This is a genomic window from Roseivivax isoporae LMG 25204, from assembly GCF_000521865.1.
In the GTDB taxonomy this organism is placed as follows: Bacteria; Pseudomonadota; Alphaproteobacteria; order Rhodobacterales; family Rhodobacteraceae; genus Roseivivax; species Roseivivax isoporae.
This window is the reverse complement of sequence record NZ_JAME01000007.1, coordinates 43,931-65,896: the sequence shown is the minus strand read 5'-3', so window position 1 is coordinate 65,896 and position 21,966 is coordinate 43,931. Positions and strand designations below refer to the sequence as shown.

Below are 21,966 nucleotides of genomic sequence, written 5' to 3'. Positions count from 1 at the left end.
AAGGGGCGCCGCACGGCGGGACGCGCTTTCGTCGGGTCGAAGGGGCGTCAGCCCTCGAGCCGGGTCAGGTCCGCGACCCTCAGGCAGACGTCGCGGATGCGCCCGAGCAGGTTCAGCCGGTTGCGCCGGACCACCTGGTTTTCCGCGTTGACCTGCACCGCCTCGAAGAAGGCGTCGACCGCGGGCCGCAGGCCCGCCATCGCCGCCATGGCGCGGCCGAAATCCTCTGCCTCCATCGCGGGCGCGATCTCGGCCTCGGCGGCGTCGAGGGCGTCGAAGAGCGCGGCCTCTTCCGGCGCCTCGGCGAACTTGCGGTCGGGGCCGAAGGAATATTCGACGCCGTCGCGTTCCTCGGCCTGCTTGAGGATGTTGTTGGCGCGCTTGAAGCCCTGCACGAGGTTCTCGCCGTCCTCGGTCGCGACCACCGTCTGCAGCGCCCGGGCGCGGGTCACGAGCAGCGTCAGGTCGTCCGAGCCGGGCATCGCGAGGCAGGCGTCGATCACGTCGTGCCGGATGCCCTCGTCGCGCAGGTGGACCTTGAGACGGTCGTGGAAGAAGGACAGGAGGTCGGCATTCGCCTGCGCCATCGCCGCCTCGTCGGTCCAGTCATGCGGGCGGGCCGCGGTGGCGAACTGCGCCTCGAGCGGCAGCCTGAGCCCGTTCGACAGGAGAAGGCGGATCACCCCGAGTGCCGCGCGGCGGAGCGCGAAGGGATCCTTGGACCCCGTGGGCTTCTCGTCGATGGCCCAGAACCCCGCGAGCGTGTCGAGCTTGTCGGCGAGCGCCACGGCGACCGAGACCGGCGCGGAAGGCACCGCGTCGGAGGGACCGAGCGGCTGGTAATGTTCCTGCGCCGCCGCCGCGACCTCGGGGGCGAAGCCCGCGGCCTCGGCATAGTAGCGGCCCATCAGACCCTGCAGCTCGGGGAACTCGTAGACCATCTCGGAGGAGAGGTCGGCCTTGGCGAGGCGCGCGGCCTCCTCGGCCTCGTCCGGCGCGGCGCCGACCAGCGGGGCCAGCGCGCGCGCGAGCGCCGCGATGCGGCCGACGCGGGCGGCCTGCGAGCCCAGCCTGTTGTGGAAGGTCACCGCCTCGAGCCGGTCGAGCCACGGCGCCATCCGCGCCTCGCGCGCCACGCGGAGGTCGTTCTCCCAGAAGAACTTGGCATCGGACAGCCGCGCCGACAGCACCTTCTGGTTGCCGGCAAGGATCGTCGCGCCGTCATCCGCGGTCTCGCGGTTCGCCACGGTGACGAAACGTTCGATCCGTCCCGAGCGCGGGTTGCGGACCGAGAAGAACTTCTGGTGCTCCTTCATCGAGGTCATCAGGACCTCGGGCGGCAGGTCGAGGAATTCCGCGCCGATCTCGCCCATGAGCACCACGGGCCATTCCACGAGCCCCGCGACCTCGGCCAGGAGCCCGGCATCCTCGACCACCTCGAGGCCCAGCGCGAAGGCACGCTGCGCGGCGTCGTTGCGGATGATCTCGGCGCGTTCCGCGGGATCGAGGATCACGTGCGCGCGGCGCAGCTTGGCCGCGTAATCCTCGTAGCCCGTGACGGAAAACGCGCCGGGCGCCATGAAGCGGTGGCCCTCGGTCACGTCGCCGGCCGCGATCCCGTCGATGTCGAGCGGCACGACGCGCGCGCCCGCCTCGTCGCTCAGGATGCACAGGATGCGGTGAAGCGGCCGCACCCAGCGCAGCGTCCCCGTGCCCCAGCGCATGGACTTGGGCCAGGGGAAGGTGCGGACCACCTGTTCCAGCACCTCGGCGACGATGGCCTCGGCGCTGCGTCCCGGCGTCTCGACCACGGCGAAGAGGAAGGTGCCCTTCTTCTCCTCGCGCTCGATCAGGTCCTCGCGCGCGACGCCTGCGCCGCGCAGGAAGCCCTCGATGGCCTTTTCCGGAGCGTCGGCGCGGGGGCCGCGGCGTTCCTCGCGCAGCGACGGCGATTCGGCCGTCAGCCCCTCGAGCGCCAGCGTGAGCCGCCGCGGCGTCGCGAAGGCGCCGGCATGGGCATAGGTCAGGCCCGCCTGCACGATCCCCTCGGTCACGCGCGCCTTGAGGTCCGCCGCCGCGCGCGCCTGCATCCGCGCGGGAATTTCCTCGGACAGGAGTTCGATCAGGAGGTCGGGCATCGGGGAGGTCCACGCTGGCACATTTCGGCTCTCGCGGCGCGGGATACCCGTGCGCGCCGCCAGCGTCCAGCCGATAGCGGGTCAGCCCGTGGCGTCGCGCACCTTGCGCTCGGCCCGCATGGCGAGCGTCTCGACGTCCTGGCCCGCGCGCGCGGGCACGATGCGGTAGCGCGCCTCGACCGCGTTCTCGAGTGCGAAGCCGAGGAGCCCGAGCCCCGCGATGCCGAGAAGCACGCGGCCGAAGGCCACCGAGCGGACCTGGTCGAGCGCCGCGCCGAGCCCGCCGGCCTTGCCCGGATCGGTGGTCAGCGCCGCCCAGGCGAGGAGCGCGCCGATGATGGCGACGAGGGTGCCCTGCACGATGAAGCCCGCGCGCAGGGCGGGGTCGAGCCGCTCGGTCGTGGGCGTGACGCGCAGCGTGCGCTTGTACTTCTGCAGCCAGCCCTTGATCACGTAGTAGATGCCGGCGCAGACGATGGCGAGTGCGATGGCGGCCGCCACCCAGCGGCCGTAGGGCATCTGCATGAGCCGCGCCGTCCAGTCCTGCGCGCCCGACCCGTCGCCCGAGGACCGCCCGAGCGCGATGGCCGCCACCGAGACGCCGAGGCCCGCATGGATGAGCCCGGTCACCACGAGGCCCGCACGGGCGAACAGCCCGCCACTGTCGTCGCCGCGGCGCTCGAGGTCGAGCCAGGCCGCGATGAGCCGCCAGAGCGTGTAGCAGAAAAGGCCCGCGGCGATGATCCACAGGACCGGACGGCCGAACGGTTCGTTGCGCAGGTCGGCGAGCGCGCCGGACGTGCCCTCGGCGGCGCCGCCGTCGAGGGCGGCGTAGAAGGCGAGTCCGCCGACGACGAGATAGACCAGCGCGCGGGCACCGTATCCGGCCTGCATGACCGGCACGACCCAGGCGGGAGCACGTTCTTGGGACATGGGATAAGTCCTCCTTGCCCACTCAAGGCAGGGGACGGCCGGTTGTTCCCGCTTTTCTCAGTTGGCCGGAGGCTCCGGGCAGTCCTCGCCGAGGGGCGAGCCGTCATAGGACTTGTCGCCGCACTCGTTCACCTCGTGCCAGACATAGCCGCGGCCCTCCGCGGTGACCGCCACCACGCGGTCGATGCCGTATTCGAGGTTCCGCTCGCCAGTGAGGACGATCGCGCGGCCTGCGTCGATCTCGGCGCCGAGGGCGTCGGCATCGAAACAGTCGAACCAGCCGGGCGCCACGCGGGGGGCCGCGCCTTCGTAGGGCTCGAAATCCCTTGCGAGCGCGTCGAGGGAGGTGTCGATGGCAAAGCAGGCGCGGTAGCGGATGGGCGAGCTCTCCGCGTCGATGGCGCGGAAGTCCGTCACCGCCACCGGTTGCGGCGCGCCCCCGTCGCGCGGCGTCAGCGCCACGTCGCCAAGGCCCGAGGCCGGCACCTCCTCGTAGAACGCGTAGACCTGCAGGTAGTACATCGCTGCGCCCGCCACGAGCGCGCAGACGAGGATGAGCGCGGCGAGGATCTTTCCCGTCATCGGCCGTTCGCCCCCGGGGTCGCGTGACGTGCCGCCTTGCCCATCAGGCGGCCGCTCCGCCGGCCTCTGTGGTGACGAAGGCGTCGGCGCAGGCCTTGGCGAGCGCGCGGACGCGGCCGATATAGGCCTGCCGCTCGGTCACCGAGATCACGCCGCGGGCGTCGAGCAGGTTGAAGAGGTGGCTGGCCTTGATGCACTGGTCGTAGGCCGGGTGCGCCATGACGATCTCGCCGCCGGTCTTGGGATCGGTCGCGGGCGCCTCTAGGATGCGCCGGCACTCGGCCTCGGCGTCCTCGAAATGGCGCAGCAGCGTCGCGGTGTCGGCCACGTCGAAGTTCCAGCGCGAATATTCCCGCTCGGTCTGGCGGAACACGTCGCCGTAGCGGAGCGCGATGGGCGCCTGCGGGTCGTTGAACGGCATGTCCATCACGTGGTCGATGCCGAGCACGTACATGGCGAGCCGCTCGAGCCCGTAGGTCAGCTCGCCCGAGACCGGGTGGCAATCGTGCCCGCCGACCTGCTGGAAATAGGTGAACTGCGACACTTCCATGCCGTCGCACCAGACTTCCCAGCCGAGGCCCCAGGCGCCGAGCGTCGGGCTTTCCCAGTCGTCCTCGACGAAGCGCACGTCGTGCAGGGAGAGGTCGATGCCGATCGCCTCGAGCGAGCCGAGATAGAGGTCCTGCAAGTCCGGCGGCGAGGGTTTGATCAGCACCTGGAACTGGTAGTAGTGCTGCAGCCGGTTCGGGTTCTCGCCGTAGCGCCCGTCGGTCGGGCGCCGCGAGGGCTGCACGTAGGCCGCGGCCCAGGGCCGGTCGCCCAGCGCGCGCAGCGTGGTCGCGGGATGGAACGTGCCGGCGCCCACCTCCATGTCGTAGGGCTGCAGCACCGCGCAGCCCTGCGTCGCCCAGTAGGTCTGCAGGCGCAGGAGGATTTCCTGGAAACTCTTGGGCGCGTCGGTCGCACTCATCTCGAAACTCCCCGGCAGGACAGGCCGTTGCTTAGGGTGCCACAGGCGCGGGGTCAATTGCGGCTCTCGCCATATTTTGACATGCACGACGCGGCGTCTTTGGTAAGCAGAATTCCGAACAAGCGGGGACGGACGCCGCCGCGGATGGGGAACGTGTGATGAAGACGAGGGTTCTGGGGGCGGTCGTCGCCCTGGTCTGGGCCGGGGCGGCGATGGCGCAGGACGCGTGGTTCGTGCAGATCGAGGCGCAGCCGACGCTCGGCCGGGCCGAGGAGCGCGTGCGCGACTATTCGAGCTACCTGCAGGACGTGAACGGCTTCGACCTGGGGTCGGGCTGGTATGGCATCGCGCTCGGCCCCTACAGCCGGGCGGAGGCCGAGGCGCGGCTGAGCGGGCTGCGCGCGAACGGCCAGATCCCGCGCGACAGCTACATCGAGGACGAGGACCGCTACCGCCAGCGCTTCTTCCCGGTCGGGGCGGCGGCGCTGCCGGGCGTCGCGGACGACCAGGCGGACGGCGACACCCCCGCGGCGCTGCCCGAACCCGAGGCGCCGCCGGCGCCCGTGGACGAAAGCCCCCGCGAGGCGCGGGCGACCGAGGCGCTGCTGACGCCGGACGAACGCGCCGAGCTGCAGGTCGCGCTGCAATGGGCGGGGTTCTACGACGGCGCCATCGACGCGGCCTTCGGCGCCGGCACGCGCAACTCCATGGCCGACTGGCAGCGCGCCAACAATGTCGAGGTCACGGGCGTTCTGACCACGCGCCAACGCGCCACGCTGCTCGGACAGTACAACGCCGTGCTCGAGGGCATGGGGCTCGAGCGCGTGACCGACCGCCGCGCCGGCGTCACCATCGAGATCCCCACGGGCGTCGTCGCCTTCGAGAAGGCTGAAAGCCCGTTCGTGCACTACGCGCCCACCGGCGAGATCGACGCGCGGGTGCTGCTGATCTCGCAGCCGGGCGACGCTCGCACGCTGGGCGGCCTCTACGAGATCATGCAGACGCTCGAGAGCGTGCCGCTCGAGGGGCCGCGCGAGCGCACGCGCGACGGATTCACGCTCACCGGCGCGAACGACCGCATCGTCAGCCACACCGAGGCGCGCCTGTCGGACGGCGCGATCAAGGGCTTCACCCTGATCTGGCCCGCGGGCGACGAGGAACGCCGCACGCGGATCCTCGCGGCCATGCAGGACAGCTTTTCCCCGGTGCCGGGCGTGGTGCTCGACCCCGCGACGGTCAGCGAGAGCGGGCAGGCGGTCGACCTGATGGCGGGGCTGCGGATCCGCCAGCCCATCGTGACCGCGTCGGGTTTCTACGTGGACCGCGCGGGCACGGTCATCACCGCGCTCGACGCGGTCGAGGGCTGCGGGCGCATCACGCTCGACGAGGCGCACGAGGCGCAGGTTGTGGCGCGCGATGCCGAGCTCGGCGCGGCGGTGCTGCGGCCGGTCGACCGTCTGGCGCCGCTCGAGGTCGCGTCGTTCCGGCTCGACCCGCCGCGGCTGCAATCGGAGATCGCGGTGTCGGGCTATCCCTTCGGCGGCGTGCTGAGCGCGCCGACCCTGACCTACGGCACGCTCGAGGACGTGCGCGGGCTCGGCGGCGAGACGACGCTGAAGCGGCTCGCGCTCGCCGCGGAGCCGGGCGATGCGGGCGGGCCGGTCCTCGACGCGGGCGGCGGCGTGGTGGGCATGCTCCTGCCGCGCGAAAGTGCCGCGCGCCAGCTGCCCGACCAGGTGAGCTTTGCCGCCAAGGCCGAGGCGCTGCAGGCGCTGGTGGCCGAGGCGGGCGTGTCGGCGGGCGAGGTGCAGGGCGCCGCGGCCATGGCGCCCGAGGATCTGACCGCGATCGCCGCGGGCATGACCGTCCTCGTCAGCTGCTGGGAATAGGCGGCGCGCCCGCCGGGCCCCGCCCGGCGGGATCGTGCCCGAATGCCGGGCGCCCGGGACCGCGGCGGCGGGAACGGGGCGCCGCAGGGCTTGCGGCATGGTCCTCACCCGCTAGTCTCAACGCACGTGCAGTGGAGTGACAGGAGGACCCAATGGACGCATTCTTCATTTTGCCGATCTTCATCCTGCTCGTCTTGCTTGGCTGGTGCGTCTACCAGATCAAGAACGACATGTGAGCGACGGACGGCGCCCCGGCGCCGGACATGCGACCGCCGCCCCGTCGATCTGCCGGGGCGGCGGTCTGCGTTTCAGGGGCAGGGATCAGCCGCGGGCCGCCACCGGGGCCGCACCTGCGACCGGGGCGCGCTGCGGCGCCTTGCGGCCCGCCACCTTGCGGGCGTGCAGCCACGCCACCGCATAGAGCGGCACGATCGAGGCCAGCAGCGCGACGTTGTCCCAGAGCGCCGGGATGTCGCGGTCCTGCATGAGCCACATGGCGACGCAGACGATGACCACGTGCGCGGCGAAGACCTGCAGCGAATGCTGGCCGAGGAACACGAGCGGCCTGCGGGTGAAGACCCAGGCGATGCCGTTCCCGATGGCGGCCAGAACGCGGTTGCCGCTGGCGGGGCCCGCGATCACCAGCCACGAGATCACGAAGAGGTCGAGCGCGAAGTTCGCCAGGTAGACCGGGTCCATGTTGCCGCGGTCGAGCGTGTCCCAGATCCAGCGGCGCGTGTCCTGCTCGAGCCAGCCGAGGTTCAGCGCGCGGTCGAAGAGGGCAAAGGCCGCGACGCCCGCGAGCGCCGCCCAGAAGCCGATCCGCGCCGCGCGGCCGTGCATCCACGACGTGTCGAGCCGGTCGCGTGCGAAGAGGAAGCCGAGCCAGAGGCCGAGGAAATAGATCACCTGCCAGCCGAACACGTTGAAGTAGATGCCGATGTTGATGCCGGCGCCCGCGTCGGCCAGCGCCGCCTCGACGGGCAGCTGCGCCGCGTCGGGCAGGCCCGACTGCGCGAGAAGCCACGCGGCGGCCGAAGCCAGTGCCCACCATTTCGCATACCCGCGGTCGAAGGCGAGGAGCGCGAGCGGCGTCAGCAGCATCAGCCAGATGTAGAGCGCGAGGATGCCCATGTGCATCGACCCCGTCACCAGCAGGAGCGAGGCGAGGGTGAAGGCCGCGGGCTCCTCGACATATTGCCGCAGGACGTCCGGCTCGAAGCCCTGGCTCGCGAGGGCCAGCGCGGCGATGGCGAAGCCCGCGATCATCAGGGCCTGGTAGGTGTAGATGGTGCGGATTCGCTTCAGCACGCCCGTGCGCATGCCGGCGACGCCCTTGCGGTCCATGAGCTTGGTATAGACCAGGGCCACCACGAAGCCCGAGATGAAGACGAAGCCCTGCGCGTCTTCCACGAAGCCCAGCATGTGGTGGTTGTACTGGCCCAGGACCGCGTGGAATTCGCCGTTCATGTGGGCGATCATCATGAAAAGGAGGAAGAACCCCCGGAACCCGTCGAGGAGTGTGAGGCGCATGGTCGTCTCCCGCATCGCGCTCGCCGCGCGTGGGCGGCATCGGATACGGATCAATGCGTTCGGCGGGAAAAGGTCCCGCGGGAAGTGGCGTCAGGCCCGTCGCGTCGGCAAGGCTTCGCGCGCCGGACCGGCGGGTTCCCGCGGGTGGGCCCGCGCCCCGGGGACCGGGGGCGCGGACGCGTGGGTGCAGGGTGGCGGGCAGGGCCGCCCGCGCTCAGTTGCGCTCCTTGTCCACCATCTTGCCGGCCGAGATCCACGGCATCATCGCGCGGAGCTTCTCGCCCACCTGCTCGATCTGGTGCTCGTCGTTCAGGCGGCGCGTCGCCTTGAACATCGGCTGGCCGACGGCGTTCTCCTGCATGAAGTCGCGGACGAACTTGCCGGTCTGGATGTCGCGCAGAACCGCCTTCATCCGTGCCTTGGTCTCGTCGTAGGGCAGGATGCGCGGGCCCGACACGTACTCGCCGTACTCGGCGGTGTTGGAGATCGAGTAGTTCATGTTCGCGATGCCGCCCTCGTAGATCAGGTCGACGATCAGCTTCACCTCGTGCAGGCACTCGAAATAGGCCATCTCGGGCTCGTAGCCGGCCTCGACCAGCGTCTCGAAGCCCATGCGGATCAGCTCCACGAGGCCGCCGCAGAGCACTGCCTGCTCGCCGAAGAGGTCGGTCTCGCATTCCTGGCGGAAGTTCGTCTCGATGATGCCCGAGCGGCCGCCGCCGATCGCCGAGCAGTAGGACAGGCCGAGTTCCAGCGCCTTGCCGGAGGCGTCGTTGTGCACCGCCACGAGGCAGGGCACGCCGCCGCCCTTGACGTATTCGCCGCGCACCGTGTGGCCCGGGCCCTTCGGCGCCATCATGATGACGTCGACGCCGGGCTTGGGCTCGATCAGGCCGAAATGCACGTTGAGGCCGTGGGCGAAGGCGATCGCGGCCCCCTCGCGCAGGTTGTCGTGCACGTACTTGCGGTAGGTCTCGGCCTGCAGCTCGTCGGGCATGGTGAACATGATGAGATCGCACCAGGCGGCCGCCTCGGCGATGCCCATGACCTGCAGACCCTCGGCCTCGGCCTTCTTCGCCGATGCCGAGCCCTCGCGCAGCGCGACGGCGACGTTCTTGGCGCCCGAATCGCGCAGGTTCAGCGCGTGCGCGTGGCCCTGGCTGCCGTAGCCCAGGATCGCGACCTTCTTGTCCTTGATGAGATTGATGTCGCAGTCACGGTCGTAATAGACGCGCATGGTCGTTCCTTCCTCTTCTTTCTCGCTGTGCCGCACAGGGCGGGATGTTCCGGAGGCGCAGCATAGGCGCTTGCGCGCGAAGGGGACGGCAAAGATCGCGGTCATTCGGGCACATCCGCACTTTTCATGCGGCGATCTGCAGGATAGTGCAGGATCCATGCTCGACGACACCGACAGGCGCATCCTGCGCCAGTATCAGGCGGCACCCGAGACGGGACTGCAGGACCTCGCGGACCGCTGCGGAATGACCGCCACGACACTCGGCCGGCGGCTCGACCGGCTGCGCGCGCGCGGCATCCTGCGCGCGACGCGGGGCGTGATCGACTGGCAGGTGCTGGGCTACTCGGTCGAGGTCTCGCTTCGCGTGACGCTCGACAAGAGCGTGCCGCGCGCCTTCGAGGATTTCGTCGACGCGGCCCGCGAGGTGCCCGAGGTGCTCGAGATCCAGACGCTGCTCGGGCAGGTGGACGTGCGGCTGTCGGTGATCGCGCGCGATCTCGCGCACTACCAGGCGCTCTACCGCGACCGCATCCTGGCGCTGCCGCACATGACCGACATCGAGGCGCTGATGCACGTGGCGCGGCTCAAGGGCGACGAGACGCTGCCCATATGATCGACCTCGACGACACCGACCGCGCGCTGATCCGCGCGCTCTCGGAGGATGCGACGCTCTCGGCGGGCGCGCTCGGGCGGCGCTTCGGGCTGTCGCAGCCGGCCGCCTGGCGGCGGGTCCGGCGGCTGCGCGAGGCGGGCGTGTTCCGCGGCCACAGGCTCGATCTCGACGCGCAGGCGCTGGGGTTCGGCGTGACGGTGTTCCTGGGCATCCGGCTCGCCACCAAGGGGCGCACGAGCCTCGGCGACTTCGAACGCGCGGTGCAGGCGATCCCCGAGGTCCAGACGGTCGAGCACGTGCTCGGCATGTACGATTACCGCCTGCGCGTGGTTGCCCGCGACATCCCCGATTTCGAGCGCGTGTTGCGCCGGCGGATCATGACGCTGCCGGGCGTGGGCAGCGTCGACGCCAACGTGCTCCTGTCCGAGGAGCGGCGGCCGGGACCGCTCGGGGCGTGACATGACGACCCTTGGCGCGCGCGTCCCGGCAGAGTAGCTGGGGGGCGCGTCACGATGGGAAGGGAGATTGCCATGGCCGCGCTGCTCGACACAGTCGATCCCGACGGGCTCGAGGAATTCTCGGTCGTCTTCACCGACCGCTCGCTCAACCACATGTCCGCCGCGTTCCAGCAGGTGATGCGCGACATCTCGGCCATGCTGCGCGAGGTCTACGCCGCGCACGCGGTCGCGGTGGTCCCGGGCGGCGGCACCTATGCCATGGAGGCGGTCGCGCGGCAGTTCGGGCAGGGCGCCGACATGCTGGTCGTGCGCAACGGTTGGTTCTCCTACCGCTGGACGCAGATCCTCGACGCCGGCGGCTTCGGCGGCGCGGTCAGCGTGGTGAAGGCGCGCCGCACCGGCAACGGCGTGCACGTGCCCTTCGCGCCGCCGCCCATCGAGGAGGTCGAGGCGCGCATCCGCGAGACCCGGCCGCAGGTCGTCTTTGCCCCGCACGTGGAGACGTCGGCCGGGATCATGCTGCCCGACGACTACGTGACGCGGCTTGCCGCCGCGGCGCACGAGGTGGGCGCGCTCATGGTGCTCGACTGCATCGCCTCGGGCTGCGCCTGGGTCGACATGCTGGCGACGGGCGTCGACGTGCTGATCTCGGCACCGCAGAAGGGCTGGTCGTCGACGCCGTCCGCGGGGCTCGTGATGCTGTCCGAGCGCGCCGCGGCGCGCCTCGAGGAGACGGCGTCGAACTCCTTTGCCAACGATCTCAAGAAGTGGCGCGCGATCATGGCGGCCTACGAGACCGGCGGTCATGCCTACCACGCCACCATGCCCACGGACGGGCTGCGCGCCTTCCGCGACGCCATGGCGAAAAGCCGGGCGGAGGGGTTCGAGCGGCTGCGCGCGGCGCAGCTCGAGCTCGGCCGCCGCGTGCGCGCGGCGCTGGCGCAGCGTGGCGTGGCGTCGGTCGCCGCCGAGGGCTACGGCGCGCCGGGCGTGGTGGTCAGCTACACGGACGACCCCGAGATCCAGTCGGGCCGCGCCTTCGCGAAGGCGGGCCTGCAGATCGCCGCGGGCGTGCCGCTGATGGTGGACGAGGGCGAGGGGTTCTCGACCTTCCGGCTGGGGCTCTTCGGGATCGACAAGCTGCGCGACGTGGACGCGACGCTCGCGCGGCTCGAGCGCGGCCTCGACGCGGCGCTCTGACCCGCGGGCGAGGTGTTGCGCAGGCTGCGCCGGCGCCGCGCCGGGGGGCTGCGCCCCCCGGACCCCCCGATGCCGCCCCGGGACGCGGCACCGCTCAGCCCTTGCGGCGCACCATGCCGCGGGCTGGGTCGTAGCCCCAGAGCGCCAGCGCGAGGAAGGCCGCGAGGGACAGGAGCACCCACAGGAACGCCATGCCGTTCACCTGCCCGTAGAGCGCGAAGCGGATGAGCTCCACCGCGTGGGTGAAGGGGTTCGCGGCGCAGATGTCGCGCAGGAGGTCCGAGCTCTCGGCCATCTTCCAGAGCGGGTAGAGCGCGGTCGACAGGAAGAACATCGGGAAGATCACGAAGTTCATCACGCCCGCGAAGTTCTCGAGCTGGCGCACCAGCGACGAGATCGCGAGTCCGAGCGCCCCCAGCATCAGCCCGGCGAGCAGGAGCGCGGGCAGGGCCGCCACGTAGCCCGCGGCCGACATCTCGATCCCGAAGGCGAAGGCCACCGCGAGGAAGGCATAGACCTGGAGGATGCCGATGGCGGTCGAGCCGAGCAGCTTGCAGAAGAGCAGCCAGCCGCGCGGCAGCGGCGCGGTCAGCAACAGCCGCATCGAGCCCGTCTCGCGGTCGTAGACGAGGCTCAGGGACGATTGCATCCCGTTGAAGAGCAGGATCATGCCGCAGAGGCCCGGCACGATGTAGGTCTCGTAGGTGATGTAGGTCTGGTAGGGCGGGATGATCGAGAGCCCGAGCGCCGCGCGGAAGCCTGCGGCGAAGACCACGAGCCAGACGAGCGGGCGGACGAGCGCCGCGAGGAAGCGTTCGCGCTGGTGCACGAAGCGCAGCGCCTCGCGCAGGACGATGGCGCGGAGCGCGACGAGGTGATGGCTCATGCAGGGCCTCCCGGGACCGCCTCGGGCGCATCGGCCCCGGTCGTGGCGAGGAAGTAGTCGCGCAGCGACCGTCCGCCGCGCAGCGCGCCGCATTCGCCGTCGGCGAGCACGCGGCCGCGGTGCAGCACGACCAGCCGGTCGCCGTCGGTCACCTCGTCGGTGAGATGCGTGGCCCAGAGCACGGTCAACCCGTCCTCGGCAGCGAGCCGGTGGACGTGGTCGGTGATGGCCGCCCGCGCGGCGGCGTCCAGCCCGACGGTCGGCTCGTCGAGGAGCAGTACGGAGGGACGGTGCACCAGTGCGCGGGCGATCTCGGTGCGGCGGCGATGCCCGCCGTTGAGGTTGCGCGCCTTCTCGCCGGCGCGGTCCGCGATGGCGAGCCGCTCGAGCGCGGCGTCGATGCGGAGTGCGGCCTCGCGTCCCGAGAGCCCGTGCAGGGCCGCGAAATAGGACAGGTTCTGGCGGATGGTGAGGTCGAGGTCGAGCGTCTGGGACTGGAACACCACGCCCATGCGGGCGAGGGCCGCGCGCGGATGCCGGGAGAGGTCGTGGCCCGCCACGAGGATGCGCCCGTCGCGCGTGGTGAAGAGCCGGGTCAGGAGCGAGAAGAGCGTGGACTTGCCCGCGCCGTTCGGCCCCAGAAGCGCTGCGAAGCGGCCGGGCGCCACCTCGAAGCCCACGCCGTCGAGCGCGGTGCGGCTGCCGTAGCGGAAGCTCACGTCCCGCACGGCGAGACCTCCCGGTTCGTGACTGGCCGTGTCCGGCATGGCGCGCGACCTCCCCTTGCCGGGCGGCCCCTCCGGCGCGCCCGCGTCCCCCGGGCCGACACTAGCCGCGGCGGCGGCGGGCCGCAAACCCCGCGGACGGCCGCACGTGCCGGTCGCATCTAGGAGAATGGTCTAATATCGTGGCCTCGCCCGACCTCCTAACGTCGGGTCCGAATGGAAAGGGCGACCCCATGCAGATGAGCGATTCCCGCGAGATCGACGCCGACCGCGCCACGGTCTGGGCGGCGATCCTGAATCCAGACGTGCTGAAGACCTGCGTTCCCGGCTGCGAGGAGCTGACCGGCACGCCCGAGGAGGGCTTCGAGGCGACCGTGGTGCAGAAGGTCGGCCCGGTGAAGGCGACCTTCAAGGGCCACGTCACCGTGTCCGACATGGACGAGCCAACCACGCTCAAGCTGTCGGGCGAGGGCAAGGGCGGCGCCGCGGGCTTTGCCAAGGGGGGCGCGGTCGTGCACCTCGAGGAGGCGGGCGAAGGCCGCACCAAACTCACCTACGACGTCGAGGCGAACGTGGGCGGCAAGCTCGCGCAGCTCGGCAGCCGGATCATCGACGGTTTCGCCAAGAAGATGGCGGACCAGTTCTTCACCCGTCTGCAGGAAGCCATCGAGGGCCCGGCGGACGAGGCGGCGGCGCCCGAGGCCGAGGCGACGCCCGGCGCGGCCAAGAAGGGCTGGTTCAAGCGGATGATGTCCACGTGACCACGCGCCGCTTGACAGGGCGGGGGGTGCCCGTCCCAACTGTGCGCAAAACGACATTCGATCGGGAGGATTGAGATGACCGAAGTGACGATGACGGTGAACGGCAAGTCCGTGAGCCGCGCGGTCCGGGGCAACGAGCTGCTGGTGGAGTTCCTGCGCGAGCAGCTGCGGCTCACCGGCACGCATGTCGGCTGCGACACGAGCCAGTGCGGCGCCTGCAACGTCCACGTGAACGGCGAGGTGGTGAAGGCCTGCACCATGTTCGCGGCCGAGGCGCAGGGCGCCGAGGTCACCACGATCGAGGGGATGGCCAATGCCGACGGCTCGCTTTCGACGATCCAGCAGGCGTTCCAGGACCATCACGGCCTGCAATGCGGCTTCTGCACGCCGGGCATGGTGATGTCCGCGGCGGCGCTGCTCAAGGACAACCCGAAGCCCAGCGAGGCCGAGGTGCGCCACCACCTGCAGGGCAACATCTGCCGCTGCACGGGCTATCACAACATCGTCAAGGCGATCATGGCCGCGTCCGGCCAGGACGTCGGAGCGATCGCCGCCGAGTGAGCGGCCGGCCGGGCCCGCGCCGGCGCGGGCCCCGCGGGGGACAGCACTCGGGAGGCGCCGGAGGGGCGCGTCCCGTGACCGAGGCACAGGGCGGCCGCGTGCCGCCATCCCAGGGAGGACAGGCATCATGCCGAAGGACAATGGCATCGGAGCCAGCACGAAGCGCCGGGAGGACGTGCGCTTTCTGACCGGCACCGGCAACTATACCGACGACATCAACCTCTACGGCCAGGCCTACGTGCATTTCCTGCGCTCGGACGTGGCGCATGGCCGCATCAACGGTATCGACACCGCGGCGGCCGAGGCGATGCCGGGCGTGCTGCGCATCTTCACCGGCGCGGATTTCGAGGCGCTGGGCGGTCTGCCCTGCGGCTGGCAGGTCACCGACCGCTTCGGCCAGCCGATGAAGGAGCCGAAGCACCCGGTGCTCGCGCACGGCAAGGTGCGCCACGTGGGCGACCCGATCTGCGCGGTGGTCGCCGAGACGCTGGACCAGGCGCGCGACGCCGCCGAGGCGATCGTGCTCGACATCGAGGAGCTTCCGGCGGTCGTCGACATGCGCAAGGCGCTCGAGGAGGGCGCGACGCTGGTGCATGACGATCTTACGGACAACCTCTGCTACGACTGGGGCTTCGTCGAGGAGAACAAGGAGGCGGTGGACGAGGCGATCCGCAACGCCGCCCACGTCACCACGCTCGAGCTCATCAACAACCGGCTGGTGCCGAACCCGATGGAGCCGCGCGTGGCGGTGGGCGACTTCAACGCCGCCTCGGGCGATTCCACGCTCTACACCACCTCGCAGAACCCGCACGTGATCCGGCTCCTGATGGGCGCCTTCGTGCTGGGCATCCCCGAGCACAAGCTGCGGGTCGTGGCGCCGGACGTGGGCGGCGGCTTCGGCTCGAAGATATACCACTATGCCGAGGAGGCGCTCTGCACCTTCGCGGCCAAGGCGCTGCGGCGGCCGGTCAAGTGGACCTCGACGCGGTCCGAGGCGTTCATGTCGGACGCTCATGCCCGCGACCACGTGACCAAGATCGAGCTCGCGCTCGACGCCGACCACAAGTTCACCGCGGTCCGCACCTCGACGCTGGCCAACATGGGCGCCTACCTGTCGACCTTCGCACCGTCGATCCCGACCTGGCTGCACGGCACGCTGATGGCGGGCAACTACACGACGCCGCTCGTCTACTGCAACGTGCGCGCGGTCTTCACCAACACGGTGCCCGTCGACGCCTATCGCGGCGCCGGACGGCCCGAGGCGACCTACCAGCTGGAGCGCGTGATCGACAAGGCGGCGCGCGAGCTGGGCGTCGACCCGATCGAGATCCGGCGCAAGAACTTCGTCACCGAGTTCCCCTACCAGACCCCGGTCGCGGTCGAGTACGACTCGGGCGATTTCCACCGGCTGATGGACAAGCTCGAGGCGCGGGCCGATTTCGCGGGCTTCGCCGCGCGGCGCGAGGAGAGCAAGAAGAAGGGGCTCCTGCGCGGGCTCGGCATCAACTGCTTCATCGAGGCCTGCGGCATCGCGCCGTCGAACCTCGTGGGCCAGCTCGGCGCGCGCGCGGGCCTCTACGAGAGCGCGACGGTGCGGGTGAACGCCACCGGCGGCCTCGTGGTCATGACCGGCAGCCACAGCCACGGGCAGGGACACGAGACGGTGTTCCCGCAGGTCATCGCCGAGATGACGGGGCTCGACGCCAACATGATCGAGATCTCGCACGGCGACACCGCGAACACGCCCATGGGCATGGGCACCTACGGCTCGCGGTCCATCGCGGTGGGCGGCTCGGCCATGGTCCGTGCGACCGAGAAGATCATCAACAAGATGAAGAAGATCGCCGCGCATCTCATGGAGGCCGCGGAGAGCGACATCGAACTCCGGGACGGCACGTTCTCGGTCGCGGGCACCGACAAGTCGGTGGCCTGGGGCGACGTGACGCTCGCGGCCTACGTGCCGCACAACTACCCGCTCGAGGACATCGAGCCGGGCCTCGAGGAGACCGCGTTCTACGACCCGGCGAACTTCACCTATCCCGCCGGCGCCTATGCCTGCGAGGTGGAGGTCGATCCCGAGACCGGCCGCGTGACCATCGCCAGGTTCACCACCGCGGACGATTTCGGCAACGTGATGAACCCGATGATCGTCGACGGCCAGGTGCATGGCGGACTCGCCCAGGGCATCGGGCAGGCGCTGCTCGAGAACGCGTCCTACGACGAGAACGGGCAGCTCCTGTCGGCGTCCTACATGGACTACGCGATGCCGCGCGCCGACGACGTGCCGTTCTTCTCGGTCGACCATTCGAACGGGACGCCCTGCACCCACAACCCGCTGGGTGTGAAGGGCTGCGGCGAGGCCGGCGCGATCGGCTCGACCCCGACCGTGGTGAACGCGGTGGTCGATGCGCTGCAATCGGGCGGTTACAAGGTCGACCACGTGGACATGCCCGTGACGCCGTCGCGCGTCTGGGCGGCCATGCAGGGCTGAGGTGCGAGGGCGTCCGGGGGCCAGCCCCCGGACCCCCGGGATATTTTCGCCAAGAAGAAGCCCCGGGCGGGGCGCTTCGCGGCGTGATCGAGGAGACACGAGATGTACGGATTCGAGATCGAGAGGCCGACGAGCGTGGCCGATGCGGTTGCAGCGCTCGGCGCGGACGAGGCGCAGGCGCTGGGCGGCGGACAGACGCTGATCCCGACGCTGAAGCAGCGGCTCGCCATGCCGTCGAAGCTGGTGGCGCTGTCGGGCATCGCGGAGCTGCGATATGTGCGGCGCGAGGGCGACGTGCTGAAGATCGGCGGCGGCACCACCCACGGGACCGTGGCGCGCGAGGCGGCCGGGAACTTTCCGGGCCTCGCGGCGCTCGCCGCGAAGATCGGCGACCCGGCGGTGCGCAACCGCGGCACGATCGGCGGCTCGCTCGCCAACAACGACCCTTCCGCCTGCTACCCGGCGGCGGCGCTGGCCTGCGGCGCGACCATCGTGACGAACAGCCGCGAGATCGCCGCGGACGACTATTTCCAGGGCATGTTCACCACCGCCCTCGAGGAGGGCGAGATCGTCACCGAGGTGCGGTTCCCGATCCCCGAGAAGGCGGCCTACACCAAGTTCGAGCAGCCGGCCTCGCGCTTCGCGCTCGTGGGCGTGTTCGTGGCGAAATACGCGGACGGCGTGCGCGTCGCCGTCACCGGCGCCTCGAACGACGGGGTGTTCCGCTGGAGCGCGGCCGAGGAGGCGCTGTCGGGGTCGTTCTCGGCCGACGCGGTGGCCGGTCTCGCGGCGCCGGACGGCAGCGACATGATCTCGGACCTGCATGGCAGCGGCGCCTACCGGGCGCATCTCGTCGGGGTCATGACCAAGCGCGCGGTCGTCGCGGCGGGCTGACGGCCCGCGACCGGAGGCCTCGAGGGCCCGGCGGCGCAGGCGTGCCGCCGGGCCCTTTTTCCTGCGCGGGCCACAGGGCTTTCCATCGCGGCCGGGGCCGGGCAGGGTGGCCGGACATCCACGCGAAAGGCCCGAGAATGGACATGCTCTTCCCCGCCCGCCCGCAGCCCGCGCTGTCGGTCTCAGACGAGATCGCGCTCTACCCGGTGGCGCGCATCTTCTGCATCGGGCGGAACTACGCCGCGCATGCCGCCGAGATGGGCAACGAGGTCGACCGCGCGCGGCCGTTCTTCTTCACGAAGTCCTGCCATCACCTGGCGCAGACCGGCGCGATCCTGCCCTATCCGCAGGGCACCGCGGACTATCACCACGAGGTGGAACTGGTCGCGGCGATCGGCGCGGAGCTGCGCGACACGGATCCCGAGGCGGCGATGGCGGGGGTCTTCGGCTACGCGGTGGGGCTCGACATGACGCGGCGCGACCTGCAGGCGCGGGCCAAGGAGAAGCGCCATCCCTGGGACGCGGCGAAGGACGTGGAAGGGTCGGCCGCGATCGGGCCGCTGACGCGGGCGGAGGCGTTCGGCGCGCCGGGGCCGCAGGAGATCGTGCTCGACGTGAACGGCGAGACGCGGCAGCGGGGCCGGCTCGACGACATGGTCTGGAGCGTGGGCGAGTGCGTCGCGTTCCTGTCGACGCTCTACACGCTGATGCCGGGCGACCTGGTGATGACCGGCACGCCCGCGGGCGTGGGCGCGGTGGTCGCGGGCGACGTGCTGACGGGCAGCGTGGAGGGCCTCGCCTCGGTGCAACTGACCCTGTCCGAGGCCTGAGGGGCCGGCCGGCGCTTGCCATTCCGGGGCGCGGGCGGTCTTCTGCGGGCAGAGAGCCGAGAAGGAGCGCCGCCCATGACCACCGATCCTGCCGATCTCGGCGCCCGCGCGGCGCGCGACCTCTTCGTGTCGCGGGCGCTGTCGCCGGTCGAGTTAGCGGAGGCCTGCATCGCGCGGGTCGAGCGGCTGGACCACGCGGTGAACGCGGTCGTGGCACGGGACTTCGAGCGGGTGCGCGAGGGCGCGCGGGCAGCCGAGGCGGCGATCGCGCAGGGCGAGCCGCTGCCGCCGCTCGCGGGGCTGCCGCTTGCCGTCAAGGACATGGAGGACGTGGCGGGCCTGCCCACGACCTTCGGGTCCGAGATCTTCGCGGAAAACGTGCCCGCGCGCGACGATGCCTTCGTGGGCGGATTGCGGGCGGCGGGGGCGCTGCCCCTCGGCAAGACCAACGTGCCGGAATGGAGCGCGGGCGCCAACACGCGCAACCGCGTCTACGGCACGACGCCCAACCCGTTCGACCTGACCCGCAACGCCGCCGGGTCCTCGGGCGGCTCGGCGGTGGCGCTGGCGCTGGGTTATGCGCCCCTCGCCACCGGGTCGGACATGGGTGGGTCGCTGCGCACGCCCGCCGCCTATAACGGGGTCGTGGGGTTCCGCCCGTCGCCCGGCATCGTGCCCGACGACAAGCGCGCGCTCGGCGCCCTGCCGCTGGGGCTCAAGGGGCCGATGGCGCGGGACGTGGGGGACGTGGCCCTGCTCCTGTCGGTGATGGCGCGGCCCGATCCGCGCGACGTCTACACCGCGGCGGCGGACGGGCGCACCGCGTGGGATCCGTCCGGGTTCGCCTCGCTGCCGCCGGTCGACCTGGCCTCGCTGCGGGTGGCGGTGACGCCCGATTTCGGCGTCGCGCCGACCGAGGCGGCGGTGCGCGCGCTCTTCTCGGACCGCATCGCGCGGCTCTCGTCGCTTTTCGGCACGGTGGAGGAGACGCATCCCGACAGCCACGACGCGGACCGGCTGTTCGCCGTGCTGCGCGCGCTGTCCTTCCTGGCCGCGTTCTCGGATTTCCTGCGCGACCGCCCGCACCAGGTCGGCCCGAACGTCACCGCGAACGTGATCGAGGGGCAGGGCTACAGCGCCGAGGACGCCGCGCGCGCCATTGCCGGGCAGACCGCCTACCAGCACCGCTGGCGCGGCTTCTTCGACCGCTGGGACGTGCTGATCTCGCCCACGGCGACGATCCAGCCGCGCGACTGGCACGAACTCGCGCCGACCGAGATCGACGGCCGGCCGACCGAGAGCTACTACCAGTGGCTGAGCCTCGCCTATGCGACGACGCTGGCCGGGCATCCCTCGATCACCGTGCCCTGCGGCGTCGACGCGGACGGCCTGCCGTTCGGGCTGCAGATCGTCGGACAGCGGCTGGGGGACCGGAAGCTGCTCGCCGTCGCCGCGGCGATCGAGGCGGCCATCGCCGGGACCGAGGGGCTCGCCCGCCCGCGTCCCGACCTGGCCATGCTGGCGGCGGCGCCGCCCATCGCCGAGGCAGCGGGGTTCCGCGACCTCTGAGCGGAGGGCTTCAGGCTCGGAAGGTCACCGCGCCGCCGGAGATCGTCACCGCGGTGCCCGTGCTCTCGAACCCGTCGGGGTCCATCGCCTCGAGGTCGTCGCGCATCACGACGATGTCGGCCATGCAGCCCGGCGCGAGGCGGCCCTTGCGGTCCTCGTTGAACTCGAGCCAGGCATTGTCGAGCGTCATCGAGCGCAAAGCGTCGCCGAGCGTCTGCCGCTGGTCGACCCACGGCGCGGGCATCCGGAGCGGGGCCACGGCGGCGCGCAGCGTCGCCATGGTGTCGACCTTGATCACCGGCCAGTCGGTGGAGAAGGCGACGCGGGCGCCGCTGTCGCGCAGGCTCTGCCAGCCATAGGCGAGCGCGTGCTGGCGCTCGTGCAGGTGCGGCGCGATGGCGCCGGGGGTGTAGATGTGCCCGACCGGCGCGTGGCCCGGCTGGTAGGACGCGGCGACGCCGAGCGCGGCGAAGCGCGGCAGGTCGTCGGGGTGAAGCGTCTCGATATGCTCGATCCGGTGGCGGGCATCCCGCGCGCCGTTTGCCCGGCGCGCCGCCTCGTAGCCGTCGAGCGTGCGGCGCACGGCGAGATCGCCGATGGCGTGCGTCGCGATCTGCAGGCCCCGCCGGTCGGCCTCGATGCAGGCGGCATTGAACTGCTCGGGTTCGAACACCGCGTCGCCGTCATGGTCGCTGCCGGGATAGGGCTCGAGCATCAGGGCGGTGTGGCTCTCGATCACGCCGTCCATGAACATCTTGACCCGCCTGCACCAGAGCCGGTCGGACGCCCAGCGGCGGCGCATCTCCTCGGCCTCCTCGAAGCGGTCGAGGCTGTCCACGGTCTTGAAGTGGAAGGGCACCTCGGTGCGGCAGATCAGCTCTCCCGCCGCCTCGAGTTCGGCCAGGAGCTCCATCGTGTAGAAGTTGCCGTCCATGTTGTGCAGGCCCGTGATCCCGTGGGCCGCACAATGGGCGAGACCGCGCCGCAGCGCGTCGAGGTCGCGCGCCCTTTCCGCGGGCGTCGCGGCGGGCTCGGGGTTCTTGCCGGTCACGAGGCCCGCGAGGTCGCGGCCGCCATGGGGCGTCAGGGCGAGGACGGGCGCATAGGCGCCGGGCTCGCGCAGCTCGCCCTCGGCAAGCCCGTCCGCGCCCATCACGATCTCGGACCCGGTCTCGGTCGCGCCGCCATGCAGCAGGCCCGCCCGCTCGAGCGCCGCGGTGTTGGCCCAGATCGTGTGGTGGTCGGCGGCGAACATGGCGAAGGGGCGGTCGGGCAGGACGCGGTCGAGGTCGTGCCGCGTGGTGCGGTGGCCGGGACCGAACATGGCGTAGTCCGCCTGCACCGCGAAGACGAGCGGCGTGTCGGGTTCCGCCGCCGCGCGTGCGCGCACCGCGCGTGTCACGGCGTCGAAGCCGGCCACGCCGAAGAGGTCGAGATACCCGAGTTCCACCGAGCCGCCGAAGAGGTGCACGTGGCTGTCGATGAACCCGGGCAGGATGCTGCCGCCTGCGGCGTCGATCACCTGCGTCGCGGGCCCCGCCATGGCGCGGATCGACGCGGTGTCGCCCAGGGCGAGGATGCGGCCGCCGGCCACCGCCACGGCCTCGGCCCGCGGCCGGGCGTCATCGAAGGTCAGCGCGCTGCCGTTCAGCACGACGAGGTCGGGTGTGGCGGTCATGGGAAATGCCTTTCGGGG

19 protein-coding genes are annotated in these 21,966 nt (G+C 71.3%); 10 read left to right on the top strand and 9 right to left on the bottom strand.

The genetic code is table 11. From position 1 onward, the window contains the following. Positions 1-47: 47 nt before the first annotated feature. The 4 genes from glyS to RISW2_RS06170 all read right to left on the bottom strand — a co-directional run bounded on the left by glyS (position 48) and on the right by RISW2_RS06170 (position 4,623). Positions 48-2,138, bottom strand: coding sequence for a glycine--tRNA ligase subunit beta (gene glyS, locus RISW2_RS06185; protein WP_043768083.1), 2,091 nt, complete (start codon positions 2,136-2,138; stop codon positions 48-50). Positions 2,139-2,219: 81 nt separating this feature from the next. Continuing rightward, the gene (locus RISW2_RS06180; protein ID WP_043768080.1) at positions 2,220-3,071 is read right to left on the bottom strand and encodes a DUF1206 domain-containing protein; all 852 of its coding nucleotides are present in this window, start codon (positions 3,069-3,071) and stop codon (positions 2,220-2,222) included. Positions 3,072-3,128: 57 nt separating this feature from the next. Further along, complete coding sequence (locus tag RISW2_RS06175) at positions 3,129-3,653, bottom strand: DUF6446 family protein (protein WP_043768078.1); 525 nt, start codon at positions 3,651-3,653, stop codon at positions 3,129-3,131. Positions 3,654-3,696: 43 nt separating this feature from the next. Next, a complete protein-coding gene (locus RISW2_RS06170; protein ID WP_043768075.1) occupies positions 3,697-4,623 on the bottom strand; it encodes a glycine--tRNA ligase subunit alpha in 927 nt (308 codons plus the stop codon). A gap of 158 nt (positions 4,624-4,781) precedes the next feature. Between RISW2_RS06170 and RISW2_RS06165 the strand changes: the two genes are divergently transcribed. After that, positions 4,782-6,512, top strand: coding sequence for a trypsin-like peptidase domain-containing protein (locus RISW2_RS06165; protein ID WP_043768072.1), 1,731 nt, complete (start codon positions 4,782-4,784; stop codon positions 6,510-6,512). A 321-nt stretch (positions 6,513-6,833) separates the two neighbouring features. Here the strand turns inward: RISW2_RS06165 and opgC are convergent, their stop codons facing one another. Both opgC and ilvC read right to left on the bottom strand, forming a co-directional pair. Beyond that, positions 6,834-8,045 carry an OpgC domain-containing protein gene (opgC, locus tag RISW2_RS06160; RefSeq protein ID WP_043768069.1) on the bottom strand — a complete coding sequence of 404 codons (1,212 nt, stop codon included), beginning with the start codon at positions 8,043-8,045 and terminating at the stop codon, positions 6,834-6,836. A 214-nt stretch (positions 8,046-8,259) separates the two neighbouring features. Continuing rightward, on the bottom strand, positions 8,260-9,282 hold the full coding sequence (gene ilvC, locus RISW2_RS06155) for a ketol-acid reductoisomerase (RefSeq protein WP_043768067.1): 1,023 nt from the start codon (positions 9,280-9,282) through the stop codon (positions 8,260-8,262). Between the two features lie 157 nt (positions 9,283-9,439). Here ilvC and RISW2_RS06150 point away from each other — a divergent pair, with 157 nt between their 5' ends. From RISW2_RS06150 to RISW2_RS06140, 3 genes are all read left to right on the top strand, one after another. Beyond that, on the top strand, positions 9,440-9,895 hold the full coding sequence (locus tag RISW2_RS06150; protein ID WP_043768064.1) for an Lrp/AsnC family transcriptional regulator: 456 nt from the start codon (positions 9,440-9,442) through the stop codon (positions 9,893-9,895). After that, positions 9,892-10,353 (top strand): Lrp/AsnC family transcriptional regulator, encoded by a 462-nt coding sequence (locus RISW2_RS06145; protein ID WP_043768062.1) that lies wholly within the window; start codon positions 9,892-9,894, stop codon positions 10,351-10,353. The genes RISW2_RS06150 and RISW2_RS06145 overlap by 4 nt, the downstream gene beginning before the upstream one ends. 72 nt (positions 10,354-10,425) lie before the next feature. Then, on the top strand, positions 10,426-11,553 hold the full coding sequence (locus RISW2_RS06140; RefSeq protein ID WP_043768061.1) for an aminotransferase class V-fold PLP-dependent enzyme: 1,128 nt from the start codon (positions 10,426-10,428) through the stop codon (positions 11,551-11,553). A 94-nt stretch (positions 11,554-11,647) separates the two neighbouring features. Here the strand turns inward: RISW2_RS06140 and RISW2_RS06135 are convergent, their stop codons facing one another. Both RISW2_RS06135 and RISW2_RS06130 read right to left on the bottom strand, forming a co-directional pair. Further along, entirely contained in the window at positions 11,648-12,439 is a 792-nt protein-coding gene (locus tag RISW2_RS06135) for an ABC transporter permease (protein ID WP_043768058.1), read from the bottom strand. Continuing rightward, on the bottom strand, positions 12,436-13,206 hold the full coding sequence (locus tag RISW2_RS06130; RefSeq protein WP_043768056.1) for an ABC transporter ATP-binding protein: 771 nt from the start codon (positions 13,204-13,206) through the stop codon (positions 12,436-12,438). Before RISW2_RS06130 ends, RISW2_RS06135 begins: the two co-directional genes overlap by 4 nt. 191 nt (positions 13,207-13,397) lie before the next feature. Between RISW2_RS06130 and RISW2_RS06125 the strand changes: the two genes are divergently transcribed. The 6 genes from RISW2_RS06125 to RISW2_RS06100 all read left to right on the top strand — a co-directional run bounded on the left by RISW2_RS06125 (position 13,398) and on the right by RISW2_RS06100 (position 20,270). Then, complete coding sequence (locus tag RISW2_RS06125) at positions 13,398-13,925, top strand: SRPBCC family protein (RefSeq protein WP_043768054.1); 528 nt, start codon at positions 13,398-13,400, stop codon at positions 13,923-13,925. 75 nt (positions 13,926-14,000) lie between these two features. Beyond that, positions 14,001-14,486, top strand: a complete 486-nt coding sequence (locus RISW2_RS06120; RefSeq protein ID WP_043768051.1) for a (2Fe-2S)-binding protein — start codon at positions 14,001-14,003, stop codon at positions 14,484-14,486. A 127-nt stretch (positions 14,487-14,613) separates the two neighbouring features. Beyond that, entirely contained in the window at positions 14,614-16,977 is a 2,364-nt protein-coding gene (locus RISW2_RS06115) for a xanthine dehydrogenase family protein molybdopterin-binding subunit (protein WP_043768048.1), read from the top strand. Between the two features lie 102 nt (positions 16,978-17,079). After that, positions 17,080-17,871: an FAD binding domain-containing protein gene (locus tag RISW2_RS06110; protein WP_043768045.1), complete on the top strand. Its 792-nt coding sequence runs from the start codon at positions 17,080-17,082 to the stop codon at positions 17,869-17,871. A 137-nt stretch (positions 17,872-18,008) separates the two neighbouring features. Further along, positions 18,009-18,701: a fumarylacetoacetate hydrolase family protein gene (locus tag RISW2_RS06105; protein WP_043768042.1), complete on the top strand. Its 693-nt coding sequence runs from the start codon at positions 18,009-18,011 to the stop codon at positions 18,699-18,701. A 75-nt stretch (positions 18,702-18,776) separates the two neighbouring features. After that, positions 18,777-20,270 (top strand): amidase, encoded by a 1,494-nt coding sequence (locus tag RISW2_RS06100; RefSeq protein ID WP_043768039.1) that lies wholly within the window; start codon positions 18,777-18,779, stop codon positions 20,268-20,270. A gap of 10 nt (positions 20,271-20,280) precedes the next feature. On the opposite strand, the gene RISW2_RS06095 is transcribed toward RISW2_RS06100, so the two are convergent. Next, entirely contained in the window at positions 20,281-21,948 is a 1,668-nt protein-coding gene (locus tag RISW2_RS06095) for an amidohydrolase (RefSeq protein WP_043768036.1), read from the bottom strand. Positions 21,949-21,966: the final 18 nt, after the last annotated feature.